The sequence below is a fragment of the Citrobacter sp. GW821-FHT02E08 genome, from assembly GCF_059421685.1.
The window spans coordinates 1-677 of record NZ_JBWKVL010000043.1; the positions used below are offsets into that span (position 1 = coordinate 1).

Here is a 677-nt window from a genome sequence, read left to right on the forward strand (position 1 = left end):
CCCCGGTTCTTCCAGGCCATTGTGAGCGCCTCCCGCGTTAGCTGGCTGTCGGGTACTGATGAGAACGCCCAGCCCACAACTTTCCGCGCATATAAATCCAGAACCATCGCCAGATAAAGCCAACCCTCACGCGTCCTGATAAAGGTAATATCTCCGCACCATACGTTATCTGGTGCCCCTGTCCTAAAATTGCGACTCAGATGATTATCCGTCAGGTGGGACTGCCGGTTGCACAGGCGGTAACGATGCTTTCCGGGTTGCCTGCTCACCAGACCGGCTTCTTTCATCAGTCGTCCGGCCTTGTAACGACCAACGTTTTCACCTTCACGACGAAGCAGTAAAGACAATGTCCTTGCACCGGCAGAACCCCGACCCAGACGGTGTAATTCGGCCGCTCTTCTCTGTAGAGTAATTCGCGCCGTATCCGGTTGTTTTCGGCGTTTGCGATGGTAGTAAACAAGACTCCGGCAAACACCCAGCACCGCGCAGAGCTCCTTTATGCTGTATTCAGAGCTCAGGGCGGTGACAAGTTTCAGGGCTTGTTGGCGTCCAACATCAGCAAAGCTGTAGCCTTTTTTAATATCTCCTTGTCCCTCTCAAGTCGCTGAACCCGTTCTTCAAGCTGGCGAATATACTGCTGTTCTGGTGTGAGCGGTGCTGCCGGGGAGGGGATCCCC

The 677-nt window shown here is 54.4% G+C and carries 1 protein-coding gene; it reads right to left on the reverse strand.

The window, feature by feature from the left end; all coding sequences use genetic code 11:
- Positions 1–581, reverse strand: a 581-nt coding sequence (locus tag AC07UY_RS21765; protein ID WP_494724439.1) for an IS3 family transposase, incomplete at its 3' end; no start/stop codon positions are given.
- Between the last annotated feature and the right edge of the window lie 96 nt (positions 582–677).